Genomic DNA, 7,833 nt, shown 5'->3' on the forward strand with positions numbered 1-7,833 from the left:
AACCAAAAAGCTTCGCGCCATCGCGTCTTCGCGTGAACCAATTGGGTCCGACGGACTGGCGATCCGCCCCCCGCGCCCCTAAATCGGGGCCAATGTCCGAGCCTCCCGTCGACCGCTTCAACGAAGAGAAATCCACCTTCACCCTGCGCGGCGCCGATGCGCCCGATCTGCAGGCGGGGGTGGCCGCAATCCGCAACGTGCTGGCGACGCTGCCTTTGCGGCCGGGCGTCTACCGGATGCAGGATGCACGCGGCGACGTCCTCTATGTCGGCAAGGCGCGCGCGCTGAAGAACCGCGTTGCCAACTATACCCAGGTCGAACGCCTGCCCAAACGGCTCCAACGCATGGTGTCGCAGACCCGGTCGATGACCATCGTCACGACCAATAACGAGGCGGAGGCGTTGCTGCTCGAGGCGCAGTTGATCAAGCGCTACCGCCCTGCGTTCAACGTGCTGTTGCGCGACGACAAGAGCTTCCCCTTCATCCTGCTGCGCAACGACCATGATTTCCCGCGCATCCAGAAGCATCGCGGCGCGCGGCGCGCGGTCGGCAATTACTACGGCCCCTTCGCCAGCGCGGGCAGCGTCAACAACACGCTGAACGCGCTGCAAAAGCTGTTCCTGCTCCGCTCCTGCACCGACAGCTTCTTCAAGGGGCGCGACCGGCCCTGCCTGCTCTACCAGATCAAGCGCTGCTCGGCGCCCTGTGTCGGCCGGATCGACGAGGCCGCCTATGCCGAACTGGTCGCGGACGCCAAGAACTTCCTCGGCGGCAAGTCCACCCAGGTCCAGGCCAAGCTCGGCAAGCAGATGCAGGACGCCGCCGAGGCGATGGACTTCGAACTCGCCGCGATCCTGCGCGACCGGCTGAAGGCGCTGACCTTCATCCAGGGGACGCAGGCGATCAATGCGGAGGGCGTGGGCGACGCCGATATCTTCGCGCTGGCCAATCGCGAGGGGGTGATGGGCATCCAGGCCTTCTTCATCCGTGGCGGCCAGAATTGGGGGCATCGCAGCTTCTTTCCTGCGCACACGACGGACGTGCCCGAGGAAGAGGTGCTGACCAGCTTCCTCAGCCAATTCTATGAGGAGGTGCCGCCCGCCAAGACCATCCTGCTCGACCGCGAGTTGCCCGAGGGCGCGTTGCTGACCGAGGCATTGGGTGAGCGGGCGGGCTATAAGGTGCAACTGTCGGTGCCCCAGCGCGGCGACCGCCGCCGCCTGCTCGACCAGGCCAAGCGCAACGCCGTCGAGGCGCTCGACCGGCGTCTGGCCGAGTCGACGACCCAGGCGAAGCTGCTGCGCGAGGTGGCGGACTTCTTCGACCTGTCGGAGCCACCGCAGCGGATCGAGGTGTACGACAACAGCCATATCCAGGGTACCAACGCGCTGGGCGCGATGGTCGTGGCGGGGCCGGAGGGGTTCCAGAAGGGCCAGTATCGCAAGTTTAACATCAAGGGGAACGAGGCGGCGACCAACGACGATTTCGGCATGATGCGCGAAGTCTTCCGCCGCCGCTTCGCCCGCCAGTTGGAGGAAAATCCCGACCGCGACGACGCGACCTGGCCCGATCTGGTGCTGATCGACGGCGGGCGCGGCCAGCTCAACGCGGCCAAGGCGGTGCTGGAGGATCTGGGCATCGAGGATGTCTGCCTGGTCGGCGTCGCCAAGGGCCCGCACCACGGCCGCGAGGGGCGCGAGGTCTTCCACATGATGGATGGCAGCGAACGGATGCTGCCGGTCAACGCGCCGCTGCTCTTTTACCTCCAGCGGCTACGCGACGAGGTCCACCGCTTCGTGATCGGCGCCCACCGCGACAAGCGGGCCAAGGCGATGGGGGCGAGTCCCCTCGACGAAGTGCCCGGCATCGGCCCGGCGCGAAAGAAGGCGCTGTTGATGCACTTCGGCACGGGCCGGGCGGTACGCAATGCGAGCCTGGAGGATTTGCGGAAAGCGCCGGGGGTCAGCCAGGCCGTCGCACAGCAGGTGTACGACTTCTATCATAGCCGGTGAGGGGGTTTCCCTCGGCTGCTCTTCATTCGTTCAGCCAATCTGCCATGATCTCGCCCCTATGTCCTTCCGGCGCCAGGGCGGCGCGGAGGGCTTCCAGCAGCGGCGGCAGGCCTTGTGTGAAGACATAGGGCGGATTGACGATGAACAGCCCCGCGCCGTTATAGATGCCGGGCTGATCGGCATCATATAACCAATGCTCGACGACCAGGAATTTTGGGATGCCGAGCTTGCGCAGCTCATATTTCCACCGCTGGTGCGTGGCGCGGTCTTTCAGCGGATACCAGATGACCGTCACGCCATGCGCCCATTTGCGGTGCGCGGCGGCGAGGGTGGCCGTGATGCGTTCGCGTTCGTCGGTCTGCTCATAGGGCGGATCGACCACCACCACGCCGCGCGGCGTACGGGTCGGAAGCATGGCCAGCCACAGCTCATAGGCATCGCGCTCATGCACGGCCGCCGGGGTACCCCGCATCGCGCCGCGCAAGGCGCGAGCGTCCTCGGGGTGCTTTTCGTTGACGATCAGCAGATCCTGCGCGCGCAGGAGTTGTGCCAGGAAGCGCGGCGAGCCGGGGTAGAGCTGCGGCTCTGCCTCGACATTCACCGCCCGTACGGCGGCGCGATAGTCGTCCAGCAAGGGGTTCGTGTCGGCAAAGGCGCGGACCACGCCCTGTGCGGCTTCGCCGGTGCGTTGCGCCTGCTCGCCGCCCAGGTCGTAGAGCCCGCAACCGGCATGGGTGTCGATCAGCGTCAGTGCGCCGGGCTTTTGCTGCAAGGCCCGGACCAGCGCGATCAGCAGGCTGTGCTTGACGACATCGGCGCTGTTGCCGGCATGGAAGGAATGGCGATAATTCATGGAAGTGCAGAACCCTGCCGATATATCTTTGGGGGCGTCACGGGACGAGAAGCCGCTATAGGGTGCCGGGAGCCTTGCCCAGGCCGGAGACCTCCTGGAACTGTCCCGGCGCGATCCCGGCGACGGACCAGTCGCCGATCGACCAGCGGACCAGCCTCAGGGTGGGCAAGCCGACCGCCGCCGTCATGCGGCGCACCTGCCGGTTGCGTCCCTCGCGAATGGTGAGCTTCAGCCAGCTATCGGGGATGGATTTGCGCTGGCGAATCGGCGGATCGCGCAGCCACAGGTCCGGCGCGTCGATACGCGCGACATCGGCGGGCAGGGTCATGCCGTCGTTGAGCCGGACGCCCCGCCGCAAGCGCTCCAGTTCCGGCTCCTGCGGATCGCCTTCCACCTGCACGAGATAGGTCTTGGGCATTTTGAAGCGGGGATCGGCGATCCGTGCCTGCAGCCGGCCGTCATCGCATAGCAGCAGCAGGCCCTCACTGTCCCGGTCGAGCCTCCCGGCGGGATAGACGCCCTTCACCGCGATGAAGTCCGACAAGGTCGACCGGGCCGTCGGAGAACCCCGGTCGGTAAATTGCGATAAGACCCCAAAGGGTTTGTTGAACAGGAGCAGCCGGGCCATGCCGCGCTCATAACGTTGGTCGGCGGCCATGTCTTCCGGCGCATGCCGCCGTCATCCATGGCATCCCACCCCATTTCCCCCTACATCCTTCCTCATGCACCGGGTCGCCCCCGCCATCATCCTGTCGGTCCGGCCGCATGGCGAGCATGGGGCGATCGTGCGGGCCCTGACCCGCGAGGACGGAGTGCAGCCCGGCTATGTCCGGGGCGGTCGGTCGCGGGCTTTGCGGCCCGTCCTGCAACCGGGCAATGGCATCATCGGCGAGTGGCGGGCGCGTACGGTAGAGCAACTCGCCGCGCTGACCATCGAGCCGGGGCATAGCCGTGCGGGGCTGCATGGCGAACCGCTGGCCGCCGCCGGGATCGAGTGGCTGTGCGCGCTGACCGCCGCCGCGCTGCCAGAGGAACAGCCCTATCCCGTCCTCTACGACGCGCTGGACGCGGTGCTGACCGCGATCGAGTCGGCGCCCTCGGCGCGCGGCTGGGCGGGGGCGCTGGTGCGGTATGAGCTGCTGCTGTTGGGGCAACTCGGGTTCGGGCTCGATCTGGAGCGGTGCACGGTGACCGGCGGGACCGACGACCTCGGCTATGTCAGCCCGAAGAGCGGCGCGGCGGTGTCGGTGGGGGCGGCGTTCGGCTATGAGGCGCGGCTGTTTCCGCTCCCCGATTTCCTGCGCGAGGGCGGGGTGGGGGACTGGCCCGAGATTTTCGCCGCCGGGCGGATCACCGCGCACTTTCTGGCGCGCGATATCCTGGTGGGCTTGCGCCATGATCCGATGCCCGCCCGTGCGCGGCTGTTCGACCGGTTCAAAAGGGCGGTTGCGTGATGCCCGCCCGCTAAGGCAAAGGGCGCTCCGAACATAGATGAGAAGGGGCCAGCCATGGCATTGATCGCGATCCTCGCCGGTGACGGCATCGGGCCGGAAGTGACGGCGGAAGCGCGGCGCGTGCTGGAGGCGCTGGACCTGGGGCTGACCTTCGAGGAGGCCAAGGTCGGCGGTGCGGCTTATGAGGCGGCCGGGCACCCGCTGCCGCCTGAGACGCTGGACGTGGCGGAGCGCGCCGATGCGCTGCTGTTCGGCGCGGTGGGCGATCCGCGCTTTGATAACCTCGAGCGCGCGCATCGTCCCGAACAGGCGATCCTGGGGTTGCGCAAGGCATTCGGCCTGTTCGCCAATCTGCGGCCCGCCCGCCTGTTCGAGGGGCTGGAGGATGCCAGCTCGCTGCGCCCCGAGATCGCGCGGCGCATCGACATGGTCATCGTGCGCGAACTGACCGGCGACGTCTATTTCGGTGCCAAGGGCCGGGGTACCACCGAGGCGGGCCTGCGCGAGGGCCATGACCTGATGCGCTATGACGAAGAGGAAGTCGCGCGGATCGCCCGTGTCGGCTTCGAGACCGCGATGCGTCGTCGTCGCCGCCTGTTGTCGGTGGACAAGGCCAATGTGCTGGAGACCTCGCAGTTGTGGCGCGACGTGGTGGTCGAGGTGGCGAAGGATTACCCGGAGGTCGCGCTCGACCATATGTATGTCGACAATTGCGCGATGCAGTTGGTGCGCGATCCGGGCCAGTTCGATGTCATCCTGACCGGCAATCTGTTCGGCGATATCCTGTCGGATCAGGCGTCGATGTGCGCGGGGTCGATTGGGATGCTGCCCTCCGCCGCTTTGGGGGCGACCGGCAAGGGGCTGTACGAGCCGATCCATGGCTCGGCCCCCGACATTGCCGGACAGGGCAAGGCGAACCCGTGCGCTGCGATCTTGTCCTCGGCGATGATGCTCCGCCACTCGCTGGGCCTGGCCGAGGCGGCCGACCGGATCGACGCGGCGGTGGCGGGCGCGATCCGCGACGGTGCGCGGACCGGCGACCTGGGCGGCAGCCTGTCGACCCGTGCCATGGCCGACGCGATCCTCGAACGGCTCTGACGCCCGTGAGCGCGCTCCTCGAACTCGCGGTCGTCATCCCGACCTTCAACGAGCGCGCCAATGTGCCCGTGCTCATCGCCAAGCTCGACCAGGCGCTGGCCGGGCGGCGGTGGGAGGCGATCTTCGTCGACGACAACAGCCCCGACGGCACGGCGGACGCCGCGCGCGAGCTGGGGCGGGTCGATCCCCGCGTCCGGGTGATCCAGCGGATCGGGCGACGTGGGCTGTCCTCCGCCTGTATCGAGGGGATGTGCGCCACCGCCGCGCCGATGGTCGCGGTGATCGACGGCGACCTCCAGCATGATGAGACGCTGCTGCCCAGGATGCTCGACCGGTTGCAGGCCGAACCCGATCTCGACCTGGTCGTCGGATCGCGCTTCGTCGAGGGCGGGGGGACCGGCGACTGGGATCGCGACCGCGTCGCCAAGTCGGCCTTCGCGACCAAGCTGTCGCAGCGGGTGCTGAACGTCGACCTGTCCGACCCGATGAGCGGCTTCTTCATGGTCCGCACCGATGTCGCGCGCGCGACGGTGCCGCATCTGTCGGGCATCGGTTTCAAGATCCTGCTCGACATCATGAGCGCCTCGCCGCGCCCGCTTCGCGCCGCCGAGATGCCCTATGTGTTCCGCCTGCGGACCGAGGGCGAGTCGAAGCTCGATCATGTCGTGGCGATGGAATATCTGATCGCGCTCTACGACCGCCGCTTTGGCAAGGTGGTGCCGGTGCGCTTCGCCATGTTCTCCGCCATCGGTGTGCTGGGTGTGGGTGTGCACATGGCGGTACTCAGCCTGTTCTTCATCGCTCTGGGCGCGAGTTTCCTGGCCAGCCAGATCGTTGCGGTGGCCGCCGCCATGACGTTCAACTTCTTCCTGAACAACGCGCTGACCTATCGCGACCGGCGCTTGCGGGGGTTCAAGCCGCTGCTCGACGGGTGGGTGTCCTTCTGCCTGGTCTGCTCGGTCGGGGCGATCGCCAATGTCGGTGTCGCGGCCTTCCTGCACGATGCCCGGGCGAACGAGTGGGCGGTGTCGGCGCTGATCGGAGTTCTGATCGGCGCGGTGTGGAATTATGCGCTGTCATCGCGGTTTGTGTGGGGGCGGTACTGAGGGATTCCCTTGGCCTTCGACTTCGCTCAGGCTGAATGGGGTTCAAGGGAAATGAGCGAAGTCGAAGTGCACGCCCCGAAGCTCACCGCCAATCCGCAAACCACGCCCAGCGCAGGAAGGAGCGCGGCCCCGCCAGCGCCCCCGCCGTCAGGATCGGATGGAAATAGACGAACAGGCACACCGCCCCGGCCAGATAGGCCTCGTCCCAATCCTTCAGCCGCACCCGCCACCGGTCGATCGCCACTGCCAGCGCGACCGACAGCCAGATCGCCGGCAGGAAGTAGTAATAATAGAAGCCCAGCGACTTGGGGATGATCGCCCAGACCGCGAATCCGCCGATCCACAAGCCCGCCGCAACTCCCAGCCGCACCTCGCGCGTCCGCAACCAGCCCAGCGCGCATGCCGCCACCGCGATCAGCCCGCCCCACATCACCGCCGGATTGCCGAGCAGGAAGATGCCCCGCTGCGCTCCGTCCGCGACCTCGTAGAAATACCAGATCGGCCGCCCGATCACTGGCCAGCTCCACCAGACCGACTGGTAATGGTGCGGCGGCAGGACTTGGGTCTGGCGGGCGTACATCTCCAGTTGGAAGGGCAGGAGGCTCGCCCATGTCATCGGCTCGCGCGCATAGAAGAAGGCGGGCGCGAAGGTCGCGGCATAGGCGATGGCCGCACCAAGCCCGAGCAGCCCCCAGGCCGACCACCAGCGCAGGCCCGGCCAGCGGCTGGCGTCGTCCCGCTTCATCAGCACGAAACCGATCGCCGCATAGCCGAGATAGGGCACCGCCGCCCACTTCACCCCGACCGCCAGCCCCAGCAACACCGCGCCCAGCCCCCAGCGCCACCGGCTCTGCGCGGGGGTTCCCCGCAACGCCCAGCCCATCGCGGCGACCGCCAACACGACGAAGGCCGCCATGAACCCGTCGAGCATCGCGATCCGCGCCTGGACCAGCACCATGAAATTGACGAACGTCAGCACCGCCCCGATCGCTGCGGCCCGCGTCCGCCCGGTCATCCGCCAGACGATCGCGAACACGCCCCCGACGATCGCCGTCCCCGCCAGCGTCGACAATGCGCGCCACCCGAGCGGATTGTCACCGAAGATCATCATGCCGAGCGCGATCAGGGCCTTACCCAGCAGCGGATGCTCGATATTTACCGGCCCCTCCAGCGCCAGCAGCGTGCGCGCGGCAGGGACGTAATGGATTTCGTCGAACACCAGCATGTGCGGCGTGGTCAGCCGCCAGCAGAACAGCGCCTGCGCCGCGACCAGAATTGCGAGCAGCGCCGGGACCGGACGACGAAAGGGG

General features: G+C 67.4%; 7 protein-coding genes. 4 read left to right on the forward strand and 3 right to left on the reverse strand.

Translation table 11 applies throughout. The features are described 5' to 3' along the window. The first annotated feature begins 92 nt into the window (after window positions 1-92). On the forward strand, window positions 93-2,012 hold the full coding sequence (uvrC, locus tag OXQ33_RS12465; protein WP_267435011.1) for an excinuclease ABC subunit UvrC: 1,920 nt from the start codon (window positions 93-95) through the stop codon (window positions 2,010-2,012). A gap of 22 nt (window positions 2,013-2,034) precedes the next feature. Here uvrC and rlmJ read toward each other — a convergent pair whose 3' ends face one another. Further along, the gene (gene rlmJ, locus OXQ33_RS12470) at window positions 2,035-2,865 is read right to left on the reverse strand and encodes a 23S rRNA (adenine(2030)-N(6))-methyltransferase RlmJ (protein WP_267435012.1); all 831 of its coding nucleotides are present in this window, start codon (window positions 2,863-2,865) and stop codon (window positions 2,035-2,037) included. A gap of 55 nt (window positions 2,866-2,920) precedes the next feature. Continuing rightward, window positions 2,921-3,493, reverse strand: coding sequence for a pseudouridine synthase (locus OXQ33_RS12475; protein WP_267435023.1), 573 nt, complete (start codon window positions 3,491-3,493; stop codon window positions 2,921-2,923). Window positions 3,494-3,587: 94 nt separating this feature from the next. On the opposite strand from OXQ33_RS12475, the gene recO reads away from it, so the two are divergent. The 3 genes from recO to OXQ33_RS12490 are packed head-to-tail and all read left to right on the forward strand — an operon-like array spanning window position 3,588 to window position 6,523. Then, on the forward strand, window positions 3,588-4,319 hold the full coding sequence (gene recO / locus OXQ33_RS12480; protein WP_267435013.1) for a DNA repair protein RecO: 732 nt from the start codon (window positions 3,588-3,590) through the stop codon (window positions 4,317-4,319). 54 nt (window positions 4,320-4,373) lie between these two features. Then, window positions 4,374-5,417, forward strand: coding sequence for a 3-isopropylmalate dehydrogenase (gene leuB, locus OXQ33_RS12485; protein WP_267435014.1), 1,044 nt, complete (start codon window positions 4,374-4,376; stop codon window positions 5,415-5,417). Window positions 5,418-5,422: 5 nt separating this feature from the next. Continuing rightward, on the forward strand, window positions 5,423-6,523 hold the full coding sequence (locus OXQ33_RS12490; protein WP_267435015.1) for a glycosyltransferase family 2 protein: 1,101 nt from the start codon (window positions 5,423-5,425) through the stop codon (window positions 6,521-6,523). Between the two features lie 82 nt (window positions 6,524-6,605). Here the strand turns inward: OXQ33_RS12490 and OXQ33_RS12495 are convergent. Beyond that, a partial coding sequence (locus tag OXQ33_RS12495; RefSeq protein ID WP_267435016.1) for a phospholipid carrier-dependent glycosyltransferase occupies window positions 6,606-7,833 on the reverse strand: 1,228 nt, incomplete at its 5' end.

It is taken from the genome of Sphingomonas sp. GM_Shp_1 (assembly GCF_026540895.1).
Lineage (GTDB): Bacteria > Pseudomonadota > Alphaproteobacteria > Sphingomonadales > Sphingomonadaceae > Sphingomonas.

Bases quoted from the DNA above. Each gene is read 5' to 3' on its own strand.
- uvrC (WP_267435011.1), top strand. From the start codon at position 93: ATGTCCGAGCCTCCCGTCGACCGCTTCAACGAAGAGAAATCCACCTTC.
- rlmJ (WP_267435012.1), bottom strand. From the start codon at position 2,865: ATGAATTATCGCCATTCCTTCCATGCCGGCAACAGCGCCGATGTCGTC.
- OXQ33_RS12475 (WP_267435023.1), bottom strand. From the start codon at position 3,493: ATGGCCCGGCTGCTCCTGTTCAACAAACCCTTTGGGGTCTTATCGCAA.
- recO (WP_267435013.1), top strand. From the start codon at position 3,588: ATGCACCGGGTCGCCCCCGCCATCATCCTGTCGGTCCGGCCGCATGGC.
- leuB (WP_267435014.1), top strand. From the start codon at position 4,374: ATGGCATTGATCGCGATCCTCGCCGGTGACGGCATCGGGCCGGAAGTG.